Origin of the sequence: Bradyrhizobium liaoningense (assembly GCF_018130955.1) — a bacterium.
In the GTDB taxonomy this organism is placed as follows: domain Bacteria; phylum Pseudomonadota; class Alphaproteobacteria; order Rhizobiales; family Xanthobacteraceae; genus Bradyrhizobium; species Bradyrhizobium liaoningense_C.
The window spans coordinates 22,060-44,208 of sequence record NZ_JAFCJM010000056.1 but is presented as its reverse complement, the minus strand read 5'-3'; the positions used below and the strand labels follow the sequence as shown (position 1 = coordinate 44,208).

The 22,149-nt window shown below is 64.2% G+C and carries 18 protein-coding genes and 1 riboswitch; of the genes, 7 read left to right on the top strand and 11 right to left on the bottom strand.

Going from position 1 to position 22,149, the window contains the following annotated elements:
• The first annotated feature begins 154 nt into the window (after window positions 1-154).
• The gene (locus JQ632_RS30965) at window positions 155-592 is read left to right on the top strand and encodes a hypothetical protein (RefSeq protein ID WP_212406445.1); all 438 of its coding nucleotides are present in this window, start codon (window positions 155-157) and stop codon (window positions 590-592) included.
• Window positions 593-647: 55 nt separating this feature from the next.
• Here the strand turns inward: JQ632_RS30965 and tnpC are convergent, their stop codons facing one another.
• The 4 genes from tnpC to JQ632_RS30945 form a co-directional block, all read right to left on the bottom strand.
• Window positions 648-2,237: an IS66 family transposase gene (tnpC, locus tag JQ632_RS30960; protein WP_212406444.1), complete on the bottom strand. Its 1,590-nt coding sequence runs from the start codon at window positions 2,235-2,237 to the stop codon at window positions 648-650.
• Window positions 2,238-2,329: 92 nt separating this feature from the next.
• A complete protein-coding gene (tnpB, locus tag JQ632_RS30955; RefSeq protein ID WP_212406443.1) occupies window positions 2,330-2,677 on the bottom strand; it encodes an IS66 family insertion sequence element accessory protein TnpB in 348 nt (115 codons plus the stop codon).
• Window positions 2,674-3,075, bottom strand: coding sequence for an IS66-like element accessory protein TnpA (gene tnpA, locus JQ632_RS30950; RefSeq protein WP_212406442.1), 402 nt, complete (start codon window positions 3,073-3,075; stop codon window positions 2,674-2,676). Before tnpA ends, tnpB begins: the two co-directional genes overlap by 4 nt.
• Window positions 3,076-3,217: 142 nt before the next feature.
• The gene (locus JQ632_RS30945; RefSeq protein WP_212406441.1) at window positions 3,218-3,421 is read right to left on the bottom strand and encodes a hypothetical protein; all 204 of its coding nucleotides are present in this window, start codon (window positions 3,419-3,421) and stop codon (window positions 3,218-3,220) included.
• A gap of 479 nt (window positions 3,422-3,900) precedes the next feature.
• Here JQ632_RS30945 and JQ632_RS30940 point away from each other — a divergent pair, with 479 nt between their 5' ends.
• Together JQ632_RS30940 and recA are read left to right on the top strand one after the other, a co-directional pair.
• Window positions 3,901-4,086, top strand: coding sequence for a hypothetical protein (locus JQ632_RS30940; RefSeq protein WP_212406440.1), 186 nt, complete (start codon window positions 3,901-3,903; stop codon window positions 4,084-4,086).
• A 153-nt stretch (window positions 4,087-4,239) separates the two neighbouring features.
• Window positions 4,240-5,328 carry a recombinase RecA gene (recA, locus tag JQ632_RS30935; protein ID WP_212406439.1) on the top strand — a complete coding sequence of 363 codons (1,089 nt, stop codon included), beginning with the start codon at window positions 4,240-4,242 and terminating at the stop codon, window positions 5,326-5,328.
• A gap of 258 nt (window positions 5,329-5,586) precedes the next feature.
• On the opposite strand, the gene gcvP is transcribed toward recA, so the two are convergent.
• From gcvP to gcvT, 3 genes are read right to left on the bottom strand one after another with little or no spacing between them, the layout of a single operon-like run.
• Window positions 5,587-8,454, bottom strand: coding sequence for an aminomethyl-transferring glycine dehydrogenase (gene gcvP, locus JQ632_RS30930; RefSeq protein WP_212406438.1), 2,868 nt, complete (start codon window positions 8,452-8,454; stop codon window positions 5,587-5,589).
• 17 nt (window positions 8,455-8,471) lie between these two features.
• Window positions 8,472-8,840: a glycine cleavage system protein GcvH gene (gcvH, locus tag JQ632_RS30925; RefSeq protein WP_212406437.1), complete on the bottom strand. Its 369-nt coding sequence runs from the start codon at window positions 8,838-8,840 to the stop codon at window positions 8,472-8,474.
• Window positions 8,841-8,849: 9 nt separating this feature from the next.
• Complete coding sequence (gcvT, locus tag JQ632_RS30920) at window positions 8,850-9,998, bottom strand: glycine cleavage system aminomethyltransferase GcvT (RefSeq protein ID WP_212406436.1); 1,149 nt, start codon at window positions 9,996-9,998, stop codon at window positions 8,850-8,852.
• A 144-nt stretch (window positions 9,999-10,142) separates the two neighbouring features.
• Window positions 10,143-10,232, bottom strand: a riboswitch (glycine riboswitch).
• A gap of 221 nt (window positions 10,233-10,453) precedes the next feature.
• Here gcvT and alaS point away from each other — a divergent pair.
• Together alaS and JQ632_RS30910 are read left to right on the top strand one after the other, a co-directional pair.
• Window positions 10,454-13,132: an alanine--tRNA ligase gene (gene alaS / locus JQ632_RS30915; RefSeq protein ID WP_212406435.1), complete on the top strand. Its 2,679-nt coding sequence runs from the start codon at window positions 10,454-10,456 to the stop codon at window positions 13,130-13,132.
• Window positions 13,133-13,422: 290 nt separating this feature from the next.
• On the top strand, window positions 13,423-14,643 hold the full coding sequence (locus JQ632_RS30910) for a cyclic nucleotide-gated ion channel (RefSeq protein WP_212406447.1): 1,221 nt from the start codon (window positions 13,423-13,425) through the stop codon (window positions 14,641-14,643).
• Between the two features lie 6 nt (window positions 14,644-14,649).
• On the opposite strand, the gene JQ632_RS30905 is transcribed toward JQ632_RS30910, so the two are convergent.
• From JQ632_RS30905 to JQ632_RS30895, 3 genes are all read right to left on the bottom strand, one after another.
• On the bottom strand, window positions 14,650-14,937 hold the full coding sequence (locus tag JQ632_RS30905) for a DUF3303 domain-containing protein (RefSeq protein ID WP_212406434.1): 288 nt from the start codon (window positions 14,935-14,937) through the stop codon (window positions 14,650-14,652).
• Between the two features lie 48 nt (window positions 14,938-14,985).
• Window positions 14,986-15,486 (bottom strand): DUF3455 domain-containing protein, encoded by a 501-nt coding sequence (locus tag JQ632_RS30900; RefSeq protein WP_212406433.1) that lies wholly within the window; start codon window positions 15,484-15,486, stop codon window positions 14,986-14,988.
• Window positions 15,487-15,587: 101 nt separating this feature from the next.
• Window positions 15,588-16,802 (bottom strand): NADP-dependent isocitrate dehydrogenase, encoded by a 1,215-nt coding sequence (locus JQ632_RS30895; RefSeq protein WP_212406432.1) that lies wholly within the window; start codon window positions 16,800-16,802, stop codon window positions 15,588-15,590.
• A 328-nt stretch (window positions 16,803-17,130) separates the two neighbouring features.
• On the opposite strand from JQ632_RS30895, the gene JQ632_RS30890 reads away from it, so the two are divergent.
• Window positions 17,131-18,336: a TrmJ/YjtD family RNA methyltransferase gene (locus tag JQ632_RS30890; protein ID WP_212406431.1), complete on the top strand. Its 1,206-nt coding sequence runs from the start codon at window positions 17,131-17,133 to the stop codon at window positions 18,334-18,336.
• A 151-nt stretch (window positions 18,337-18,487) separates the two neighbouring features.
• Window positions 18,488-18,976, top strand: a complete 489-nt coding sequence (gene cynS / locus JQ632_RS30885) for a cyanase (protein WP_183240316.1) — start codon at window positions 18,488-18,490, stop codon at window positions 18,974-18,976.
• Window positions 18,977-19,088: 112 nt separating this feature from the next.
• Here the strand turns inward: cynS and JQ632_RS30880 are convergent, their stop codons facing one another.
• Window positions 19,089-21,857 carry a hypothetical protein gene (locus JQ632_RS30880; RefSeq protein ID WP_212406430.1) on the bottom strand — a complete coding sequence of 923 codons (2,769 nt, stop codon included), beginning with the start codon at window positions 21,855-21,857 and terminating at the stop codon, window positions 19,089-19,091.
• Between the last annotated feature and the right edge of the window lie 292 nt (window positions 21,858-22,149).

Sequence of the window (22,149 nt, the reverse complement as noted above, 5' to 3'; positions counted from 1 at the left end):
GTAAGCATCCGCCCAAGGCCGCGGAGCCTCTTCTTTTTGATCGGAGCCGGTGCGGCGAGGACATGGCTCCGGTGCGATGATGTGTGGACGACGTCGTTTCCGCGATTGACGCCTGTTTCGTGCGATGGCCTCGTTGTCTTTGAGGAGCGAAGGCATGCGGATCGAAGACCAGCTTCGCGATCGGCTGAAGAAGGTGGAGGCGCTGTATTTCGGCGCGGCCACGGCGGGAGAACGCGACGCCGCTGAAGCCGCAGCAGAGCGGCTGAAGGCCAAGCTCGAGGAGGTCAGTCGTCGCGATCCCCCCATCGAGATGAAGTTCAGCTTACCAGACCAATGGTCGGTCCGGCTGTTCATCGCCTTGTGCCGGCGTTACGGCATTCGGCCATTCCGATATCCGCGGCAGCGCGCGACGACGATCATGGTCAGGGCGCCGCGACGCTTTTTCGATACCGTGGTGTGGCGGCAATTTTCTGACCTGCACACGGACCTCTGGCTGTATTTCGAGCAGACCACAGAACGGCTGATCCGGGAGGCGATCCACGCCGATACCGCTGACGCCGAGACCGCGATCGAACCGGCCAGCCTGCGCTGACACGGATCTTCTTGCTATCCTTCGAGGTGGTCGCTTTGATCCGGCGTAACAGTGATCAGGCCGCCTGAACGGCAGCTGGCGCAGCGCATTTCCACTCCCACGGCAGCAGTTCAGCAAGACGGTTTTGGGGGATGCCGGCGATGCGGGCGAGCACATCAGCGAGCCAAGCTTGCGGGTCGATATCGTTGAGCTTAGCCGTCATAATCAGCGTTGCCATGGCTGCGGCGCGGTCCGCCCCGCGATCCGACCCCGCGAACAGCCAGGACTTACGTCCCAGCGCAAATCCGCGCAAGGCGCGTTCGGCCGCGTTGTTGCTCAGGCAGATCCTGCCGTCGTCGATAAAGCGGACAAATCGGTCCCAACGCTTGAGCATGTAGTCGATCGGTTCGGCGACCGAGGCTGATCGCGAGAGGCGGGAGCGCTGTTCGCGTAGCCATGCTTCCAGCTCCGTCAGGAGTAGCGCGCTTCTCTCCTTGCGAATGCGGAGCCTCTCATCCGCCGTAAGGCCGTTGATGCTGCGCTCGATATCGAACAGGACGTCGATACGCCTGACCGTCTCCAGCGCGATCGGCGAGATCGCGGCCGCGTTTTTGCCGCGCCGAGCATTAGCCGCGATGTCCGCCAGATCGAAGAACTGCCGCCTGGCGTGGGCCCAACACAGCGCCGATGCGATCGGCCCAGGCGCGCGGGACGGTTCGTAGAGCTCATTGTATCCATCATAAGCATCGGCCTGCAGAATGCCGGCGAAGTCTCGAAGGTGCCGAAGCGGATGTTCGCGCCGCCGGTCGCGGGATGCGTAATAGAGTGCTGCCGGTGGCGCGCGGCCGCCAAAGGGCCGGTCGTCGCGGACATAGGTCCAGATGTGGCCCTTGATCGTCTGCCCCTTCGCCAGGATTGGGATCGTAGTGTCGTCGCCGTGCAGGCGCTCGGCAGCGAGCACATGCGCCTCGATCAATGTGTGCAGCGGCTGCAGCACCGACGTGCAAGCACCGACCAGGTCGGCCAGCGTCGAGAGGCAGAGATCGATGCCTTCGCGCCGGTATCGCTCGCTCTGCCGATTGAGGGGCTGATGCTGGCCGAACTTCTCGAATAGGATCATGGCCAGCAGATTGGGCCCGGCAAAGCCGCGTGGCGTCACGTGGAAGGGTGCCGGCGGCTGGGTGATCGTCTCGCAGGCCCGGCACGAGAACTTCTCGCGCACCGTCTGGATGACCTTCCATTGCCGCGGAACCACTTCCAGTGTCTCAGTGATATCCTCCCCGAGCTTCGACAGCCTGTCCGAACCGCAGCAGGGACAGCTCGCGGGCGCCGGGATTACGACGCGCTCGCGCGGCAGATGGTCGGGGAATGGCTTGCGGGATGGTCGCTTGCGCTGGAACGACTGGACGATCTGGGTCCTGGCCGCTACGTTCCGGGCCGCCAGTTCATCTTCGGTGGCAGCTGCTTCCAGCTCTTCAAGCTGTAGCTCCATCTGCTCCAGCAAGCGGGCCTTGCGCTCCGAGCGGCTGCCGTACAACTGGCGACGCAGCTTCTCGATCTCGAGCTTGAGACGGCCGATCAGCGCTTCGATGCTGGACAAATCCGCCTGGGCACTTGCCGCAGCGGCTTCCGCCTCAAGGCGCGCGGCGCGCTCGGCGAGGATCATCGCATGCGCAGCGGCGAGATCGGTTGGGAGCGATTCAGAGGCGGTCACGACACGATGGAATCACATCCACCGTCATCCGCAAGCAAAAACCACTAACCGACCGACGTCGGTCGGCACGTCTCTTGTGGGTGCCTCCAGTCGATGCCGGACAACAGATAACCGAGTTGCGCGGACGAGATCGTCACCACGCCATCGGCCGGGCTCGGCCACAGGAAACGGCCGCGTTCCAGGCGCTTCGTGAACAGGCAGGCCCCCTGGCCGTCATGCCAGATCACCTTCAACAGGTCGCCGCGACGTCCACGGAAGCAAAACAGGTGGCCGCTCAGCGGGTCGCGATGCAGAATCTCCTGGACCTGCAAGGCCAGCGACGGAAAGCCCTTCCGCATGTCGGTGTAGCCGGTCGCGAGCCACACCCGCACGCCAGCCGGAAACGGGATCATCGCGCCGCTCCATCGGCCAGCGCCGCCACTACTGCCTTCAGCGTCGCCGCGTCGACTGCGCCGGTGATCCGCATCCGAGCCCCGGCCGCGAACTCGATCTCGATCGCACCGCAGGCCCCGGAGGGCGCCGTCAACGGCTGTCGGTCTGGCGTAACAGAGACCGCCGCAAAGCGGACTTCATCATCCTGCCGCGACGGAGGCTCAGGCTCGCTGGCAAGGACTCCCGTGCGCGCCTGCCGGCGCCAAACGGTGAGTAGATTAGGGTGAACATCATGACGGCGCGCAACCTCGACAACACTAGCCGCGGGCACCAAACTCTCCTCCACGATCCGAAGCTTCTCGGCAGTGGTCCACCGCCGCCGCCGCTCCGGACCGGACAGAACCGTAACTGTCGTCACGTTCGCTCATTTGCTGGCAAATTAATCAGCAAAGCATCTCACGTTCGAACATGATCTAGGAAGGCGGCCCTCACCGGGTGCTTACCCGCGGTCGCCGGGCTTCGTCATAACCACCGTCGCTAGGTTTGGAAATTTTCTGAAGCTAGTTCGGCGGCTGCAATCCGGGCGAGTTGAGCCATCCGCTCATGTGTGAGCCGGTTTCAGCCTGCCGGGCCTTCTTGAGCACTTCGTCCCGGAGATGACCGGGTGGAAGAAGTTCGGCCTGTTCGCGCAGTTTGGCCGCCTCGGCGGCAAGGCGTTCTTCTAGAGGCTGCAATTGCCTGAAACGACGCCGACGCTCCGTCATCGCGCTGCTCCCTGCTGGGGGGGCGGGAGCGCTGTGATGGGGGCGTTCTCATCACCGATAGTTGCCAAGGGCCGCTCGGTGACAGGGGTTAGCGTTTCACGAACGGAACAGTTTCGCGAGTCAAAAAGCGAATTAGGACAGTCGATAATTCGACTTAGGACACTGGGGGGTAAATACGGACAGCCCCAGGCCGGTGCTGTCCTAATTAGGAGACCCGCAGAGGCAGATTGGGACACCCCACAAACAACAACGTCGCCCGCTTGCAATATGGCGGGCGACGTTGTTCCAGCCCCGGGAAGGATGGCAAAATCCCGGATAAGGGCAATGTGGCCGATTCGGACGCAACCGTCGGTTCGGAAACCGACACTCGCGGAGGAGAATTAGGACGCTACCCCCGGATCGGTACTGGCCGAAACAGGCCACTCGCAGATGCGAAATAGGCCACTCATGACGCCATCGAACTGTTCACAGGGGATAAAATGACAGATTTACCTTTCAAAGTAGGCGACCGAGTAAAGAAGCGCTCAGGTTACGAATATCCGGGCTTCATCGTGTCGGTTTTTACAAACCGAGCCGGGGCCGTTCGTTATGTAGTGGAGGCAGACCATCCTGCCTTCTCCGGCATGTTGCACATCTTCAATGGCGATCAGCTTGAACATCGCTAAGGCAAACTAGGCCACTGCCAAAAAGCAGGCCAGCACGACCAAAAAGAACATATTGCGAACCAGGAACAAATAGGGTACGGTTCTTTTATCGCCGGCCAGCTTCGCCAACCGTTTGTCCCCCTAGCGAATCCCCGCCATAAGGAGCACCACCTGATGTCCGCCACTGCGCTGCGTATCGTCGAAGGATCTTCCATGGACAAGAGTAAAGCTCTGTCTGCCGCGCTCTCCCAGATCGAGCGGCAGTTCGGCAAGGGCTCGGTGATGAAGCTCGGCAAGAACGACCGTTCGATGGACATCGAGGCGGTGTCGTCGGGCTCGCTGGGGCTGGATATCGCGCTCGGCATCGGCGGTCTGCCGAAGGGGCGGATCGTCGAAATCTACGGGCCGGAATCCTCGGGCAAGACCACGCTGGCGCTGCACACGGTGGCGGAAGCGCAGAAGAAGGGCGGCATCTGCGCCTTCATCGATGCCGAGCATGCGCTCGACCCGGTCTATGCCCGCAAGCTCGGGGTCAATATCGACGAGCTCCTGATCTCCCAGCCCGACACCGGCGAACAGGCGCTGGAGATCTGCGACACGCTGGTGCGCTCGGGTGCGGTGGACGTGATGGTGATCGATTCGGTTGCGGCGCTGGTGCCGAAGGCCGAACTCGAAGGCGAGATGGGCGAATCGCTGCCGGGCCTGCAGGCGCGGTTGATGAGCCAGGCGCTGCGCAAGCTCACCGCGTCCATCAACAAGTCCAACACCATGGTGATCTTCATCAACCAGATCCGCATGAAGATCGGTGTGATGTACGGCTCGCCGGAAACCACCACCGGCGGCAACGCGCTGAAGTTCTACGCCTCCGTCCGCCTCGACATCCGCCGCATCGGCGCGATCAAGGAGCGCGACGAGGTGGTCGGCAACACCACGCGCGTGAAGGTGGTGAAGAACAAGCTGGCGCCGCCCTTCAAGCAGGTCGAGTTCGACATCATGTACGGCGAGGGCGTCTCCAAGATGGGCGAGATCCTCGACCTCGGCGTCAAGGCCGGTATCGTCGAAAAATCCGGCGCCTGGTTCTCCTATGACAGCCAGCGTCTCGGCCAGGGCCGCGAGAATTCAAAGGCGTTTTTGAAGGCCAACCCCGACATCACCGCCAAGATCGAGACCGCGATCCGGCAAAACTCCGGCCTGATCGCCGAGCAGATCCTTGCCGGCAGCCCCGAGCGCGACGCCGACGGGGACGAGCCCGCGGAGGAGTAGGGTTTACCGAAATAGAGCTTCGCGAGGGAGCGGGCGCTGAGGACGTTGAGTTGCCGACGTCATCAGCGCCCGTTTTCGTGTCCAGAGAGCCTCTGCGGTGACGATTTGCGTGAGGTCGCCTATTTGCCCCGACGCATCAACGGTTTCGTCGCGCCCACATGGCGCCGCGCCGATTCCCGCCGGCTACTTTGCATGGGGTTGTTTTCGACACTTTTGACCTCTCCCCGGTCGGGGAGAGGTCAATTTGCCTCTAACGTCTCACTCCGCCGCCTGCGCGTAGTCGCTCACCGGCGGGCACGAGCACACCAGGTTGCGGTCGCCATAGACGTTGTCGACGCGGCCCACCGGGCACCAGTACTTGTCGGTGCGCGAGGTGCCCGCGGGGAAGACGCCCTCGGTGCGGGTATAGGCGCGGGCCCAGGCATCGTCGGCAATGTCGTGCACCGTGTGGGGCGCGTGGCGCAGCGGCGACGCCTCGATCTTGAACCGGCCGCCTTCCACTTCCGCGATCTCCTTCCGGATTGCGATCATGGCATCGCAGAAGCGATCGAGCTCGGCCTTCGATTCCGACTCGGTCGGCTCGATCATCAGCGTGCCCGGCACCGGGAAGCTCATGGTCGGGGCGTGAAAACCGTAGTCGATGAGGCGCTTTGCGATGTCGTCGACGGTGACGCCGCTGGTCGTTTTCAGCGGGCGCGGGTCGACGATGCATTCATGCGCGACGCGGCCCTTGGCGTTCTTGTAGAGCACCGGGAAGTGCGCCTCGAGCCTTGCCGCAACGTAGTTGGCGTTGAGGATCGCGATCTCGGTCGCGCGCTTCAATCCATCGCCGCCCATCATCAGGATGTAGATGTAGGAGATGGTCAGGATCGAGGCCGAGCCGAACGGCGCGGCCGAGACCGGGCCGACCGGCGCGTCCGCATGCGCCGCAGGATGGCCGGGTAGGAACGGCGCCAGATGCGCCTTCACGCCGATCGGGCCCATGCCGGGGCCGCCGCCGCCATGCGGGATGCAAAACGTCTTGTGCAGGTTGAGGTGGCTGACATCGGCACCGTAATCGCCGGGCCGGGAGAGACCGACCTGTGCGTTGAGATTGGCGCCGTCCAGATACACCTGGCCGCCATGGCCATGTACGATGTCGCAGATCTCGCGAATGTGCTCCTCGAACACGCCGTGCGTCGAGGGGTAGGTGATCATGACAGCGGCGAGATCGTCCTTGTGCGCCTCCGCCTTGGCGCGGAGATCGTTGACGTCGACGTCGCCGTTCTTCTCGCAGGCGACGACCACCACGTCCATGCCGACCATCGCGGCCGAAGCCGGGTTGGTACCGTGCGCGGAGGAGGGGATCAGGCAGATCTTGCGATGGCTTTCGCCGCGCGCGGCGTGATAGGCCCGGATCGCCAAAAGCCCGGCATATTCGCCTTGCGCGCCTGAGTTCGGCTGCAGCGAGATCGCATCATAGCCGGTGATGTCGCACAGCCAATTTTCCAGCCGCGCGAACAGCGCGTGATAGCCTTTTGCCTGCTCGCGCGGTGCGAAGGGATGCAGCGAGCCGAACTCCGGCCAGGTCAGCGGCATCATCTCGGTCGTCGCGTTCAGCTTCATGGTGCAGGATCCCAGCGGGATCATCGCGCGGTCGAGCGCGAGGTCGCGATCGCTGAGTTTTCGCATGTAGCGCAGCATCTCGGTTTCCGAGCGGTGCGCGTGGAACACCGGATGGGTCAGGAACGGGTTCGTCCGCTTCAATTGATCCGGCAGCGCCTCACGCGTGGTGGCGTCGATCTCGGCGTAAGACAGTTTGCCGCCGAAAGCGCGCCACACCGCCTCGACAGTCGCCGGCGTCGTGGCCTCGTCGAGCGCGATCCGAAGACCGGCACCGCTGACGCCGAGATTGATCTTCTCGGCCAGCGCGCGCGTGACGATCTCGTCGCGCTTGGCGCCGGCATCGACCGTCACCGTGTCGAAAAAACTCTCCGACTGCGGCGCAAAGCCGAGCTTGCGCAGGCCGGCCGCCAGCGCCGCCGCGCGGCGATGCACGGTGCGCGCGATCTGGGTCAGCCCTTCGGGGCCGTGATAGACCGCATACATCGAGGCGATCACGGCAAGCAGCACCTGCGCGGTGCAGATGTTGGAGGTCGCCTTCTCGCGGCGGATGTGCTGCTCGCGGGTCTGCAGCGCGAGCCGGTAGGCCGGCGCGCCGCGCGAATCCACTGACAGCCCGACGATGCGGCCGGGCAGCGAACGCTTCAGCGCATCGCGCACCGCCATATAGGCCGCGTGCGGGCCGCCATAGCCCATCGGCACGCCAAAGCGCTGCGCCGATCCGATCGCGATGTCGGCTCCGACCTCGCCGGGCGATGCGACGACGGTCAAAGCCAGCAGGTCGGCGGCAAGGATCGCCAGCGCGCCCTTGGCCTTCAGCGTCCCGATCGCGGCGCGCGGATCGCGCAAGGCGCCCGAGGATCCCGGATATTGCAGGAGGCCGCCGAGCACATCCGCCTTCTCCAGGTCGGTCGCGGGATCGCCGACGATCAGGGTCCAGCCGAGCGGCTCGGCGCGGGTGCGCAGCACGGCAAGCGTCTGCGGATGTACGTCCTTGTCGACGAAGAAGGCCTTTGCCTTCACCTGCGAGTGGCGTTCGGCGAGCGCCATGGCTTCGGCGGCCGCCGTCGCCTCATCGAGCAGCGAGGCGTTGGCGACATCGAGCCCGGTGAGGTCGCAGATCATGGTCTGGAAGTTGAACAGCGCCTCCAGCCGGCCCTGGCTGATTTCCGGCTGATACGGCGTGTAGGCCGTGTACCAGGCGGGGTTCTCAAGGATGTTGCGCTGGATCACCGCCGGCAAAATCGTGCCGGAATAGCCCTGGCCGATCAGCGAGGTGAACACCTGGTTCTGCGCGGCAAGCTCGCTCATATGCGCAATCGCCTCGGTCTCGCTGAGTGCCTTGCCGAGATCGAGCGGAGCGGCCTGCCGGATCGAAGCGGGCAGCGTCTCCGCCATCAGCGCGTCGAGGCTCTTGGCGCCGACCGTCTCCAGCATTGCGGTGACGTCGCGCGAGGAGGGGCCGATATGGCGGCGAACGAAGGAGGCGGCGGTGTCGCCGTTGGATTTGCGCTGCGCTGTCATCGCTTGCTCCATTGTCCTTAAGCCGTGTGCGCCTTGTAGGCGGCCTCATCCATGAGCCCGCCGAGCTCGCCCTTGTCGGAGATCTTGATCTTGAAGAACCAGGCCTTGTCGGCCGCATCCGAATTCACCAGCGCGGGTTCATCGACGACCGCCTGGTTCACCTCGAGCACCTCGCCAGAGATCGGCGCGTAGACGTCGGAGGCGGCCTTGACGGACTCCACGACGGCTGCGGCTTCGGACTTCTTCAGCGCGCGGCCAACCTTGGGAAGCTCGACGAACACGACGTCGCCGAGCTGCGACTGCGCATAGTCGGTGATGCCGACGGTCGCGACGTCGCCGTCGATAACAAGCCATTCGTGGTCGGAGGTGTACAGCGTCGTGGTCATCGTCATTCCTCAGCGTTTGTAGGTGTTCTTCACGAATGGCATGGCGGCAACAGTGAGCGGCAGCCGCTGCCCCCGCACCTCGGCGTAAATTGTCGTGCCGAGCGCGCTCAGCGCTGTTGGCACATAGCCCATCGCAACGGGCGCATTCAGGCTCGGGCCAAAACCGCCCGAGGTGACTTTTCCAACTGGCTCGCTCACTGTCGTATCGGCAAACAGCGCCGCGCCCTCGCGCACCGGCGCGCGGCCTTCGGCCTTCAGGCCGACACGGCGGCGCGTTGCGCCCTGGTCGAAATGTCCGAGAATTTTTTCAGCGCCCGGAAAGCCGCCGGCACGCGCGCCGCCGGTGCGGCGGCTCTTCTGCACCGACCATTCCAGCGCGGCCTCGACCGGCGTGGTCGTGGTGTCGATGTCGTGACCATAGAGACAAAGCCCGGCCTCGAGCCGCAGGCTGTCGCGCGCGCCGAGCCCGATTGGCAGCACGTCGCTATCCGCCAGCAAGGTCTTCGCCAGCCGCTCGGCGTCGGCGGCGGGAACCGAAATCTCAAACCCGTCCTCGCCGGTGTAGCCCGAGCGCGACACAAAGCAGTCGATCCCGTCGACCTTGCGCGGACCGGCGTCCATGAACCTCAGGGAGGGCGCCTCTGCACACAATTTCGCCAGCACCGATTCCGCCTTCGGCCCCTGCAGCGCGATCAGTGCGCGCTGGCTGAGCGAATCGATGAGGCAGTCGTCCGAGAGGTTTGTGCGCAGATGCGCCTCGTCCTCGGCCTTGCAGGCGGCGTTGACGACCAGGAACAGGTGGTCGCCGAAATTGGCGACCATCAAATCATCGAGAATGCCGCCGTCCGCATTTGTGAACTGGGCATAACGCTGGCGGCCCTGCGGGATCGCCACAATGTCCTGCGGCACCAGCCCTTCCAGCGCCTTTGCGGCGTCCTCGATCCTCCCGGATTTCGGCCGCAGCGCGATCTGGCCCATATGGGAGACGTCGAACAGCCCCGCAGAGGAGCGGGTATGCAGGTGCTCTTTCAGCACGCCGGCCGGGTATTGCACCGGCATTTCATAGCCCGCGAACGGCACCATCTTGCCGCCCAGGGACACGTGAAGGGCGTGGAGCGGGGTACGTTTCAGGGAGTCTTGGACGTCGCGCGCAAGCATCACAGGGGCCCTCGCGGTTCCCCAGGGATGATTCCCCGTGGAAACCAGTCGAAGCCCCATCTGTCGCTGTGCCTGAGAGTATTATCCCGTCGGCGGACGCCTCAGCGGGCCGAAACCCGAGGGCGCCTCTTTCCAGATGCTGTCAAAGCCACGCGGTCCTTTTGCCTGAGAGTTTCCGGGGCGGTTGCTCCTTCGGCGCCGGCACCCAATGCCGGTCTCTCCCGACGTGGCCGTACGATACAGATAGGACAGAACCACGGCGCCGCCAAGCCTGTCAACGCGTCGCAGCATCTATCAACTACCGATTACGCTGTTGCGGCAACCCTCTGATCTCCTTGCACAGTTTCTGGACAGCGCGGCCCGCAATGTCTAAAAGCCTTTGACCCGTAGAGATCAGCCTTGGTTCCAGGTTTGGATGGCGTGTTGCGGGTCCAAGTACACCCGATTGGATGAACATGAGCGGCGTCAACGAGATCAGGTCGACCTTTCTGAACTTCTTTGCCGAGAACGGCCACGAGATCGTGGCGTCCTCGCCATTGGTGCCGCGCAACGACCCGACCTTGATGTTCACCAATGCCGGCATGGTGCAGTTCAAGAACGTCTTCACCGGCGTTGAGAAGCGGCCCTATCAGCGCGCCACCACGTCGCAGAAATGCGTGCGCGCCGGCGGCAAGCACAACGACCTCGACAATGTCGGCTACACCGCGCGCCATCTCACCTTCTTCGAGATGCTCGGTAACTTCTCGTTCGGCGATTACTTCAAGGAGCGCGCGATCGAGCTGGCCTGGAAGCTGATCACGAAGGATTTTGGGCTCAAGAAGGACAAGCTGCTCGTCACCGTCTATCACACTGACGACGAGGCGGCCGGCCTGTGGAAGAAGATCGCGGGCTTCTCCGACGACCGCATCATCCGCATCCCGACCTCGGACAATTTCTGGGCGATGGGGGACACCGGTCCGTGCGGTCCGTGCTCGGAAATCTTCATCGATCGCGGCGAGCACATCTGGGGCGGACCTCCGGGCAGCCCGGAGGAGGATGGCGATCGCTTCCTCGAGTTCTGGAATCTGGTGTTCATGCAGTTCGAGCAGGTGACGAAGGAGGAGCGCCAGCCGCTGCCGCGTCCTTCGATCGACACCGGCATGGGCCTGGAGCGCATGGCCTGCATCCTGCAGGGCGTCGACAGCGTCTTTGAGACCGATCTTTTCAAGAATCTGATCGACGCGACGTCGTCCGCGCTCGGCAACGGACCGAATGAGCAGACCGTGGCCTCGTTCCGGGTCATTGCCGACCATCTGCGTTCCTCGGCCTTCCTCGTCTCCGATGGCGTGCTGCCCTCGAACGAGGGCCGCGGCTATGTGCTGCGCCGGATCATGCGCCGCGCGATGCGCCATGCGCAGCTGCTCGGCGCGAAAGAGCCGCTGATGCATCGTCTCGTCTGGGCGCTGGTCCGCGAGATGGGCCAGGCCTATCCGGAGCTGGTGCGCGCGGAAAAGCTGATCGAGGAAACGCTGCGGCTGGAAGAGACCCGCTTCCGCAAGACGCTGTCGCGCGGCCTTGCCATTCTCGACGACAAGAGCGCCGGCTTGAAGAAGGGCGACATGTTCGACGGCGACGTCGCTTTCACGCTCTACGATACCTACGGCTTCCCGCTGGATCTGACCCAGGACGCGCTGAAGTCGCGCGGCATCAGCGTCGATCAGGCCTCGTTCACCGACGCGATGGAGCGCCAGAAGGCCAAGGCGCGCGAGTCCTGGAAGGGCTCGGGCGAGGCGGCTTCCGAAGCGATCTGGTTCCCGTTGCGCGAGAAGCTCGGTGCCACCGAATTCCTGGGCTACGAAACCGAGAGCGCCGAAGGCGTGGTCGCAGCACTGGTCAAGGACGGTAAGGAGGTCGACAGCCTCAAGGCCGGCGAGACCGGCTCGATCTTGCTCAACCAGACGCCGTTCTACGCGGAGTCCGGCGGCCAGGTCGGCGATACCGGTGTGCTGACCGGCGAGGGCGGCATCAAGTTCCGCGTCACCGACATGCAGAAGAAGCTTGGCGATCTCTTCGTCCATGTCGGCACGGTGGAGAGTGGCGAGCTGAAGCTCGGCACCGCGCTGCAGCTCGAAGTCGATCACGCCAGGCGTTCATCGATCCGCGCCCATCACTCGGCGACGCATCTGCTGCACGAGGCGCTGCGCCAGGTGCTCGGCGACCACATCGCCCAGCGCGGCTCGCTGGTCGCGCCCGACCGTCTGCGCTTCGACTTCGTGCATCCAAAACCGATCACGCCGGAGGAGCTCGCTCGCGTCGAGGACATCGCCAACGACGTGGTGCTGGAGAACGACGAGGTCACGACCCGCATCATGGGCGTGGACGAGGCCCGCGAAGCCGGCGCACGCGCGCTGTTCGGCGAAAAATACGGCGACGAGGTCCGCGTGGTCTCGATGGGCAAGACCGCGCGCGAGCACGGCACGAACGCGCTCGGCTGGTCGGTCGAGCTCTGCGGCGGCACGCATGTGAAGCGCACCGGCGACATCGGCCTGATCACGCTGACCGGTGAGGGTGCGGTCGCCTCCGGCGTGCGCCGCATCGAGGCGCTCACGGGACGTCATGCCCGCAAGCACGCCAACGACACCATGGCGCTGGCAAAGACCGCGGCCGCCGAGCTACGCACCTCGATCGAGGACGTGCCGGCGCGTATCACCGCGCTGATGGACGAGCGCAAGAAGCTCGAGCGTGAGCTGTCGGATGCGCGCAAGAAGCTCGCGATGGGCGGCGGCGCGTCGTCCGGCAACGGTGCGGCCGCGGGCGTGCGTGAGATCGGCAACGTCAAGCTGATGGCGCGCGCGGTCGAAGGCATCGAGATGAAGGATCTCAAGAGCCTTGCCGATGACGGCAAGAAGCAGATCGGCTCGGGCGTCGTCGCGATTGTCGGCGTCACCGAGGACGGCAAGGCCGGCGTCGTGGTCGGTGTCACGCCCGACCTGACCTCGCGCTTCAATGCGGTCAACCTCGTGAAGGTCGCGTCCGAGGCGCTCGGCGGCAAGGGCGGCGGCGGCCGGCCCGACATGGCGCAGGCCGGCGGGCCCGACGGGGCCAACGCGGCCGCAGCGCTGTCGGCGATCGAAAAAGCGATGGCGGGCGCGTAGACTCTGCCGCCGTCTCTTCAGAGGGGGAGGCAGCAATGTGGGTAAGATTTGTCGCGACCGTCGTTCTCTCGCTGGGCTTGATTTGCGATGCCTTTGCGTGGGGCTCGTCCTCATCTGGACCTGACGCGCAGCGATGGATGGGAAGCCCGGCGGGTGTTCGTTTCAGCCAGGCAGATGCGTCGCGCAAATGCTCGCCTGGCTATCGCTGGACCTGCTCGAAATTCGGGTGTTGGTGTCAGGCGCCCGGTACAACCTACTAGCCCAATGAATGGCGGATAGCGCCGGTGGCAATGTTTCCCCGCAAACCTTCGCCTCATGATCCCAATCTCCGGGATCGGCTCTACGAGCTTTTGGAGCACGATCCCTTGGCCTATTCGGTCGGATCGCGCTTCATCCAGGTGATCATCTGCGTCATCGTGCTTGATGTGGTCGCGATGATCCTTGCCTCGGTACCAGACCTGGATGCGCAGTTCGACGCGCTGTTTTCGGCGATCACCATCCTGTCCATCATTGTGTTTGCACTGGAATATGCCGCGCGGATGTGGGCGGTTGCGGGCCACACGCCGCGCAAGGGCTCAGCGCTCGCCGACCGGCTGTCCTACGCCTTCTCCGCGCTCGGCATCATCGACCTCCTCGCGTTTCTGCCGGCCGCGATCGTGCTGGCCTCGGGCCGGCACGCGACGCTGGCTGCGCTCGGTGTGCTGCCGTTCTTCAAGCTGATCCGCTATTCGCCGGCCATGCGCTCGCTGCTTGCGGCGGTTCATGCCGAGCGGCGCGCGCTGATCGGCTGCGTCGTCATCCTGATTGGCGTGGTTCTCACCTTCGCCTCGCTGCTCTACGCCATCGAGCGCGATGTGCAGCCGGACAAGCTCGGCACTATCCCGCAGGCGATGTGGTGGGCGATCGTGACGCTCGGCACGGTCGGTTACGGCGACGTCGTGCCGGTCACGGCGCTCGGAAAATTCGTCTCCGTGTTCGCCATCATCTCGGGCTTTGCCATGATCGCGCTGCCGGTCGCGATCATCTCGTCGGCCTTTGCAGAGGAGGTGAGGCGGCGCGACTTCGTCGTCACCTGGGGCATGCTGGCGCGGGTGCCGCTGTTCTCGCACCTGACGGCCTCGGAGATCGCCGACATCATGCGGCTGCTCAGGGCACGGACCATCGAGCAGGGCGAGATTCTGGTCCGGCGCGGCGATGCCGCCTCGTCGATGTATTTCATCACCGCGGGCGAGGTCGAGATCGAGCTGCCGAACCAGCAGGTCCATCTCGCCGACGGCACGTTCTTCGGCGAGATCGCGCTGTTGCACAAGACCAAGCGCAGCGGCACCGTGAAGGCCACGCGGAAGACGCGGCTGTTGATCCTGGATGCGCAGGATTTCCACGCGCTGATCGAGCGCATGCCGACGCTCGCCGCCCACGTGCGCAGGACCGCGGAGGCGCGGCTCGGAGAGAGCGGCGACCTCGCGGCCGCGGAGTTGCAGCAGGCGGAGCGCGAAGTCGCGGACCGCTGACGAAAACTAGTTTGGATCGAGAAACGGCGCGACGACCTCGCGCGTCTCCGTGCTCGGCACGACCGGGACGATCTCGAAGGTCATGCCCAGATCACGGTTGTTCAGGAGCACCCACTCCTGGAGCAGCCGAAGGTCGTCGCATTCCATGAGCTGAAAGCAGCGGTCGAAATTCGGCTCGATCCAGCTCCCGACATATTTGAGCCCGTCTGGAAACTTGATCCCGGGGTCGCGCACGCGCCGATAGACCGGGATCGGGTCGCGGTCTTTGAAGCGCTCGATCACCATGAAGAGCATCGACAGGTCTCCGTTCGCCGGCTGTGCGGCTCAGGCTACATCGCGCGCTCAGCCCTTGCGCAGGAAAATGTAATCGGCCGAGTAGGGCGCGCTCTTGAACTCGCCGGCCTTTTCGCAAGCGCCCTCGAGCTTGCCGCCATGGGTATTGATGCGCTGGACGGTAGTGGCCGGCGTGAGCACGCCGCTGCCGCGCCGTGAGGCAACCTCCAGCTTCAGCCAGGGGATGTCGGCCGTCGTAGCGCCCGGCGCGTTGCCAATGGCTTTGCCGACGACGGCGCTGCCGTCGGCGTGCTCCCAATTGGGACCGGCATAGTGCCGGCCGACGGTCTTGCCGTCCGCAAGCAGGGTCGCGACCGGTTCGCGAAAGGCCCAGGCGAGCTTGCCGTCGGCGCCGGCCTTGCACTCGTAGACTTGTGCGCCCTCGGCGTGGACGCTGAGCACGACGGTCTCGCCGGCCGCCGCAATGGCGTCTGGGAGTGTCTCCGCAGCGCCGGCCGCTCCGGTCGTGACCGCGAGCAGCAGGCAGGGGATGGCGAACTTGATGAACATGGTCGGTCTCCGCGCAATGGACGTCCAAAACAAAGGGGCCGCGCCAAAGGCGCGGCCCCCGATGATCTCCGACCCTAGTCGGGCGAAAATGCGGATGCCGCTTACTTCGCCAGCGCCTGGGTCAGGTTGTCCGAGACCTTGTCCAGGAAGCCCGTGGTCGACAGCCAGCGCTGGTCGGCGCCAACAAGCAGGGCGAGGTCCTTGGTCATGTAGCCGGCCTCGACGGTGTCGACGCAGACCTTCTCCAGCGTGGTCGCGAACGTCGCGAGCTCGGCATTGTTGTCGAGCTTGGCGCGGTGAGCGAGGCCACGGGTCCAGGCGAAGATCGAGGCGATCGAGTTGGTCGAGGTCTCCTTGCCCTTCTGGTGCTCGCGGTAGTGGCGGGTCACCGTGCCGTGGGCGGCTTCGGCTTCCACCGTCTTGCCGTCGGGGGTGAGCAGCACCGAGGTCATCAGGCCGAGCGAGCCGTAGCCCTGCGCGACGGTGTCGGACTGCACGTCGCCGTCGTAGTTCTTACAGGCCCAGACATAGCCGCCGGACCATTTCAGCGCCGAGGCCACCATGTCGTCAATCAGGCGGTGCTCGTAGGTCAGGCCCTTGGCCTCGAATTCCTTCTTGAACTCGCGGTCGTAGATGTCCTGGAAGATGTCCTTGAAGCGGCCGTCATAGACCTTGAGGATGGTGTTCTTGGTCGAGAGATAGACCGGATAGTTGCGCATCAGGCCGTAGTTCAGCGAGGCGCGGGCGAAGTCGATGATGGAGTCGTCGAGATTGTACATCTCCATCGCGACGCCGGAGCCGGGGGCCTTGAAGACCTCCTTCTCGATCACGGTGCCGTCTTCGCCGACGAATTTCATCGACAGCGTGCCCTTGCCGGGGAATTTGAAGTCGGTAGCGCGGTACTGGTCGCCATAGGCGTGGCGGCCGATGATGATTGGCTTGGTCCAGCCGGGGACGAGGCGCGGCACGTTCTTGCAGATGATCGGCTCGCGGAAGATCACGCCGCCGAGGATGTTGCGGATGGTGCCGTTCGGCGACTTGTACATGTCCTTGAGGCCGAACTCCTTCACCCGGGCCTCGTCCGGGGTGATGGTGGCGCACTTGACGCCGACGCCGACCTTCTTGATGGCGTTGGCGGCGTCGATGGTGACCTGATCGCCGGTCTTGTCGCGGTACTCCATCCCCAGGTCGAAATACATCAGGTTGATGTCCAGATACGGATGGATCAGCTTGTCCTTGATGTACTGCCAGATGATCCGGGTCATCTCGTCGCCATCGAGCTCGACGACGGGGTTGGTCACCTTGATTTTTGCCATGATCGGGAAAGCCCTCTTGGGAACAGCGCCTGCGGCGGGAATGGAAATGATCCGCCGCCTCATAGCACTGCCGAACGGCGGGCGAAAGCCAAGTGATTATGCACTTTTAGCCCATCCTGCATCCGCAGATGGGCAGTCGCGGCCGGGCCTGAAACGGCCCAGGGTTGACGTTTCAGACGAGATTCAAAATCCGATTCTAACCCGTGATTTCGCTTGAGAATTTCTCCGGGACAGGCAAACGAGGCGGCACGGGCACCTCTGCCCGCTTGAATCAATTCCTAAGAGCGCCTGCGCAAGGCCTTGAGAACGAGCGTGAAAGCGAAGCGAGATGTCGGGGACTGACAAGAGCAAGACCGGCCTCACCCTGGACGGCCCCGTCATCATCCTGGTCGAGCCGCAGCTCGGCGAAAACATCGGCATGGCCGCACGTGCCATGGGCAATTTTGCGCTGACCCGCCTGCGCATCGTCAACCCTCGCGACGGCTGGCCCAACGTCGCCGCGCAGCGCGCCGCCGCCGGCGCCGACCATATCCTGGAAAAGGTCGAGCTGTTCGACACGGTCGAGCAAGCGGTCGCCGACCTCGACCTCCTGTTCGCCACCTCCGCCCGGGCCCACGACCAGGCCAAGCCGGTGGTCGGCCCCGAGGCGGCCACGACCGAGATCGCCGGCCACGTCGCTTCCGGCGGAAGGGCCGGCATCCTGTTCGGGCGCGAGCGCTGGGGCCTGACCAACGAGGAGGTCGCGCTTTCCAACCGGATCATCACCTTCCCGGTCAATCCGGGTTTTGCCTCGCTCAATCTCGCCCAGGCCGTGCTGCTGGTCGGCTATGAATGGTTCAAGCGGATGACATCCGGGGCGCTGCCCCACGCCATGCCGGAGCGCTCCGAGCGCGCCTCCCAGCACCAGATCCAGGCCTTCTTCGAAAACCTCGTGCGCGAGCTCGACCAGGTCGAATTCTTGCGCCCGCCCGAGAAGCGCGACACCATGCTGGTGAACCTGCGCAACATCTTTACCCGCATGGATCCGACCAAGCAGGACATGCACACCCTGCACGGGGTGATCATGGCCATCGCGGAAGGACGAAAGGGGCCGGCCAAGGGCGGCGTGCTCGACGGCGCGCAGACGACGCGGCTGCGGGCGCTGCTCGCCGAGCATGGGCAGGGTGGTGTCCCCGATAGCGGCAGCACGGTGCGCGGCCTCGCACGCCTGCTCCGCCGCAATCCGACCGATGCCGAGCGCCTGCTGTGGCAGGCGCTGACCCGCGACCGCCGCTTCGCCGGCCAGTTCAAGCGCCAGACCCCGGTCGGCCGGCACATTCCGGATTTCGTCTCCTTCGTGCATCGGATCGCGATCGAGCTGGTGAACGCGGCCGAGAGCGACACCATCGTCGCCGATCGAGCGGCGCGGCGGACGTGGCTCGAGGCGCGGGACTATCGGGTGATCGAGATGCGAGCGGCGGATGTCGAGCGGGACATCACCGTGGATCTGGATCGGCTGCAGACTCTTGTAAGCGAGACATCGGCCAACCGTTAGATCTATTTCGCTACTCTGTGCGTCGGTCTCGCGCACGATTTTGCTGGCACGTTTCGTGCAAATCCAATAGCGCACAAGCGAAGTTGCGACTGTCGTCCTTGCCGGGAGCAAGACGATGGCGCGACGCAACAGCCGGAAGGAGACCCCTGACATGAAACGCGAAGACCTCACCGAAAAGCTGCTCGACATCAAGCGCGAGAAGGGCTGGAGCTGGAAACACATCTGCGAAAAGATCGGCGGCTATTCCGAGGTGTTGATCGTCGGCGCGATCATGGGCCAGATGAAATTGACAAAACCGCAGGCCGCGAACGCCGGCGAGTTGTTCGGCCTGTCGAAGGCCGAGACCGCCATGCTCAACGAGGTGCCGATGCGCGGCACCGGCACCCCGATGCCGCCGACCGATCCCTTGATCTACCGCTTCTACGAGATGGTGATGGTCAATGGCCCGGCGTGGAAGGCGCTGATCGAGGAGGAATTCGGCGACGGCATCATGTCGGCGATCGATTTCGACATGGCGATCGAGCGCGTCGCCAATCCCAAGGGCGACCGCGTCAAGATCACCATGAGCGGCAAATTCCTGCCGTACAAATATTACGGCGCCAGCGGCAACGTGCCGGAATACGGCTTTAAGGAAGGCTGAGCACGCTAATCAACGGACGCCCGATGCGGCCCGACGAAAAAGTGCGGTGGCTCGAGCGAGCCACCGCACTTTGTCTGTCAGACGTGCCGTCCGTCAGGCGCGCTGCAAGCCGCTAGCGCTTGCGTGTTGCCTTGGATCGCCGCGTCGGCGCGGCCTTGCTGGCCGATACAGCTTTCTTCTTGCCCTTCGCTGCGGCCTTCGTTCCCGAGCGGCTGCTCGCGGACACGTCGACCGCATCCTGGGCTTCCTTGCTGATGCGGAAGGTCATCCCGCCGACCGGCATGTCGTCGTGCAGGACGGTCACGACGATGTCGTGATCTTTCTCCTGGCCGAGCGTGGCCAGGTCGAACTCCTTGCCCGCACTGACGGCCATGTTGACCTTGAGCATCTCGTCCGGCTTGAGCCGCTGCGCCCGCTGGATCTGCGGCACGCTGAACTTCCAGCCGAGCTTGGCGAGCCACTCCGGCAACTTGATCTCGACATTGACGCGCACCGGATCCCTGCCGTGGTTGCGAATCCAGAACGGCAGCTTCTCCCAGGGGACCTTGACCAGGTGGATCGAGACCGGGTGCACGTTCCGCTGCCCGAGATTGTTGTCGTGGGGCACCAGACGCCACTCGGGGATCGGTCCGGTGATGGCGCCGTCGATATTGCCGGCGTCACCCTTGGCCGAGACGCTGAAGAACATGCATTCGTGGCCGACCTGCGAAGGCACCCATTTGAACGGGCCGACCACGACGCCGACGGCGTCCGAAGCCGCGAGGTTCGGTGCCGCCAGTTGCGGCGTGGCCATGGGAGTCCAGTCCGTCGGGAAGACGAGACCGGCCCCGGGGTTGCAGTGGAAGCCTTTGACCACGACGTTGGTCGCAGCCTGCGTGCCGCGGTTCTTGATCCGGACATAGGCGTAGTTGGTCTGTCCGACGATCGGTTCCTGATGCACCCCGCCACCCGCGCCGATGGTGCGGCGATTCCAGATGTCGGTGCAGCTCCAGTGGTTGGGCTGGAACGGATATTCGCCGTGGCGGCCATCGTCGATGTAAACGTCGACCGGCGGCGGCAGGCCTTCGACGGTCGGCGGCGGGCCGGGCCGGAACAGGCCCTGCTTCTCGAAGGCCCAGCGGATGACCTTGTGATAGGCGCCGCCGGCATGGACCTGCGCAGGACTGGTTCGCGTCCAGACCCCGGCATCCGCGATCTCGAGCTGCTGCTCCCACCCAAGCGCGTTGGGCGGATTGGTCGCCGGCGTGAGCTGGCCGACCGCGCGCAGAATGAGATACACGGCCGAAGTGGCGGCAAACTGCTTGCGGGCGAGGGAGGCGGAATCGCCTCCGATCGAGCGATAGAGACGGAAGTGCGTGGTCGCCAGGATCTGCTCGCTGAAATAGCCGTTCAGATCGTTGGCGCCGCCCCATCCCCATCCGCCCGCGACCGGACGATCGTGCCTGCGGCCGATATTGACCCAGGGGAAGCTGACGAAGCGGTCCGGGGCGTGCGTATCAGGGTCATTCAGGATGACCGCGATACTGTCGCCGGCGCTGTGCGAGAAGCCGAAATTGGGCGAGTCGACATGGTCCCACAGGATGCCGTGGCCGCCGAGCTCGTGGAGCACGACACGCCAGTCGGCCGCGATGCCGATCGGCGGAGCTCCGAGCGCGGCGAGTGAGAACACCACCGAGCCGATGCCGTTGCCGAGTGCATTGCCCCGGCACTGCGCGTTGATGACGTCGCCGAGCGCATGATGATCGACCGGCACTGGGAACGAGGTGTGGTCGAAATAGCTCGGAATGTTGAAGCCGATGTCACGCACCGTGCGGAAGAAACGGTCGCAATGGTAGTAAGCGTTGACGGCCGCGAAATTGTCGGTGCGCGAGACGTAGGCGAAATTGAAAGGTGCCGTCGTCGTCGGGATCGCCGGCGTCGGTGGATCGACATTTGTGATCGAGACGAACGTTCCGGTCAGGCTCTGGTTTCCGCCCAACGGCGGCGAGAGGTCGACCAGGGCGACGGTATCGCGCAGGGGATCGAGCGTCGCGGCCGGGGCGCTTGGCAGGTTGGCGAGGTTGCCCGTCTTGGTAATGGGGTCGCGGTCGAATACCAGCCCCGTCACGCCGTCGACCAGGGCGCGCAGGAACAGGACGGTCTTGCGCTTGGGCTCGATGAAGGCCCGCCAGTTCAATGTTCCCCATTTCGGCAATGCCATCGAGAACAGCGCCTCGAGCACGACGTAGTGCTTCTCGGGAACGATGTCGGACGGGACAGGCGGAAGGGGGAGAGTGGGAGGCTCGGCGCCAAATCCGCGCTCGCCGATCTCCTGGTGAATGCGCTCCTTGGGATCGTACTGATAGACGAGCAGGCGCGTGCGGTTGATGCGCAGGCCGTCTGCGTTCGGGAATGCGGCCCGGACGATATCGTCATGGGCGCCGCTCGCTGCCGTGTCGAGCGCGCTCTTGCTCGTCAGCGTGTCGGCCGGGGGCTCGGTGGCCACGTCATAGTGCAGCGTCGAGGTCGCGGCCTTCACTTGGTTGTCCGCGCCGCGCATCACGACCGACACGCCGGCCTGATAGATCGGCAGGCCGAACATGGTCTGGTTGTAGCTGACGACGGTCGAATCCATCGCATGCTTCTCGGATTCGAAACGAAGCGCCTCGTCTTCGGCGACCGGGGCGATCGCGGCGCGCACGTCCATCGATCGCGTCATGGTCTGGGGAAGCTGAAAGAGGTCCGCGTGATCCAGCAGGAACTGCTTTGCCGCTTCCTGCGGGGTTGCTGCTCCCATCCTGGGGGCGGCGGCAGCGGTAGCCGTCTCTGCCATGTCGTCGGTGAACATGAAATGCCGCGCGTGACCGCGGTCGTCATAGAGAATGTTGGGGCTTCCAGGCATATCGACCTCCAGCAAATCAAATGTGAAGAACCAAGTTGCGAGCAATCGTCCCAAAAGAACGGGCTGCAAAAATTCGAAATGTCTTCAAATGTACTTCGCTAAACGCAGCGCACCTGCCGGTTGAACATAACAGATCGGCTACCAGCGCCCGCGTGAAAATAAGTCGCAGCTACCTGTGAGCGAAGTAATATAAACGTGTTCGGAAGCTTTCCGGTGTCGCGAGTCGCGGCGTGCAATGAAGATACGCTGTCAAACAAGGTGCTCGGGAGATTGTTCTGTTGGCGGGCAACAA

Coding starts and splice junctions, on each gene's coding strand:
- JQ632_RS30890 (WP_212406431.1), top strand. CDS start 17,131: ATGTCGGGGACTGACAAGAGCAAGACCGGCCTCACCCTGGACGGCCCC.
- JQ632_RS30880 (WP_212406430.1), bottom strand. CDS start 21,857: ATGCCTGGAAGCCCCAACATTCTCTATGACGACCGCGGTCACGCGCGG.
- recA (WP_212406439.1), top strand. CDS start 4,240: ATGTCCGCCACTGCGCTGCGTATCGTCGAAGGATCTTCCATGGACAAG.
- JQ632_RS30905 (WP_212406434.1), bottom strand. CDS start 14,937: ATGCTCTTCATGGTGATCGAGCGCTTCAAAGACCGCGACCCGATCCCG.
- gcvP (WP_212406438.1), bottom strand. CDS start 8,454: ATGACAGCGCAGCGCAAATCCAACGGCGACACCGCCGCCTCCTTCGTT.
- JQ632_RS30910 (WP_212406447.1), top strand. CDS start 13,423: ATGTTTCCCCGCAAACCTTCGCCTCATGATCCCAATCTCCGGGATCGG.
- alaS (WP_212406435.1), top strand. CDS start 10,454: ATGAGCGGCGTCAACGAGATCAGGTCGACCTTTCTGAACTTCTTTGCC.
- tnpC (WP_212406444.1), bottom strand. CDS start 2,237: ATGATCCTCGCCGAGCGCGCCGCGCGCCTTGAGGCGGAAGCCGCTGCG.
- gcvT (WP_212406436.1), bottom strand. CDS start 9,998: ATGCTTGCGCGCGACGTCCAAGACTCCCTGAAACGTACCCCGCTCCAC.
- gcvH (WP_212406437.1), bottom strand. CDS start 8,840: ATGACCACGACGCTGTACACCTCCGACCACGAATGGCTTGTTATCGAC.
- JQ632_RS30940 (WP_212406440.1), top strand. CDS start 3,901: ATGACAGATTTACCTTTCAAAGTAGGCGACCGAGTAAAGAAGCGCTCA.
- cynS (WP_183240316.1), top strand. CDS start 18,488: ATGAAACGCGAAGACCTCACCGAAAAGCTGCTCGACATCAAGCGCGAG.
- JQ632_RS30895 (WP_212406432.1), bottom strand. CDS start 16,802: ATGGCAAAAATCAAGGTGACCAACCCCGTCGTCGAGCTCGATGGCGAC.
- tnpB (WP_212406443.1), bottom strand. CDS start 2,677: ATGATCCCGTTTCCGGCTGGCGTGCGGGTGTGGCTCGCGACCGGCTAC.
- JQ632_RS30965 (WP_212406445.1), top strand. CDS start 155: ATGCGGATCGAAGACCAGCTTCGCGATCGGCTGAAGAAGGTGGAGGCG.
- JQ632_RS30900 (WP_212406433.1), bottom strand. CDS start 15,486: ATGTTCATCAAGTTCGCCATCCCCTGCCTGCTGCTCGCGGTCACGACC.
- JQ632_RS30945 (WP_212406441.1), bottom strand. CDS start 3,421: ATGACGGAGCGTCGGCGTCGTTTCAGGCAATTGCAGCCTCTAGAAGAA.